This window comes from Mangrovicoccus sp. HB161399 (assembly GCF_013184745.1).
In the GTDB taxonomy this organism is placed as follows: domain Bacteria; phylum Pseudomonadota; class Alphaproteobacteria; order Rhodobacterales; family Rhodobacteraceae; genus Mangrovicoccus.
On record NZ_JAATVU010000268.1, the window covers coordinates 1 to 851 of the forward strand.

An 851-nucleotide genomic window follows, 5' to 3' on the forward strand; every position below is an offset into this window, starting at 1 on the left:
CTCCTGAAGATCTTGTGGCATGACGGGGTCGGCATGTCGTTCTACTCCAAGCGGCTGGAGGCCGGGAAGTTCATCTGGCCGGTCAGCGAGGGCGGCACGTCCGTGGCGATATCGGCAGCGCAGCTCGGCTATCTTCTTGAAGGGATCGACTGGCGCAATCCGCGCTGGACGCAGAGGCCGTGGAAGGTGGGGTAACTGTCTGACTTCGGACGATTTTCCTTTGTCCGCACGGTGGTCGTGGTAGGATTCTGCCATGACCGATGCCGCTGCCGAAATCGCCCGCCTGCGTGCCGCCCTCGCGGCCGCGGAGACGCGTGCAGAGATGGCCGAACGGGAACTGGCTGGCGCGCGCGGCCTGGTCTCGGCGGCCGAGGCCGCGATCCAGCACCTCCGGCTTGAGATCGCCAAGCTGCGCCGCGCCCAGTACGGGCACAGCTCCGAGCGCCGCGCCAGGCTGATCGACCAGATGGAGCTGCAGCTCGAGGAGCTCGAGGCCTCTGCCACCGAGGACGCGATCGCCGCCGGGAAGGCGGGGAAAACCAGCACAGTCGCCGCTTTCGAGCGCCGCCGCCCGGCGCGGAAGCCGTTCCCGGAGCACCTGCCGCGCGAGAGGGTGGTGATCGAGGCGCCGGCCGCCTGCGCGTGCTGCGGCTCGGTCCGGATCGCGAAGCTGGGCGAGGACATCACCGAGACGCTGGAGGTCATTCCCCGGCAATGGAAGGTGATCCAGACCGTCCGCGAGAAGTTCACCTGCCGGGATTGCGAGAAGATCAGCCAGGCGCCCGCGCCGTTCCATGCCACGCCGCGGGGCTGGGCCGGTCCGAACTTTCTGGCCACGATCCTGTTCGAGA

Annotated in this window: 2 protein-coding genes; both read left to right on the forward strand. The window is 68.2% G+C overall.

From position 1 onward, the window contains the following. Positions 1-195: IS66 family insertion sequence element accessory protein TnpB (tnpB, locus tag HCC78_RS32810; RefSeq protein WP_172332853.1), on the forward strand; the 195-nt coding region annotated here is incomplete at its 5' end. A gap of 58 nt (positions 196-253) precedes the next feature. Continuing rightward, positions 254-851, forward strand: a 598-nt coding sequence (locus HCC78_RS32815) for an IS66 family transposase zinc-finger binding domain-containing protein (RefSeq protein WP_172332854.1), incomplete at its 3' end; no start/stop codon positions are given.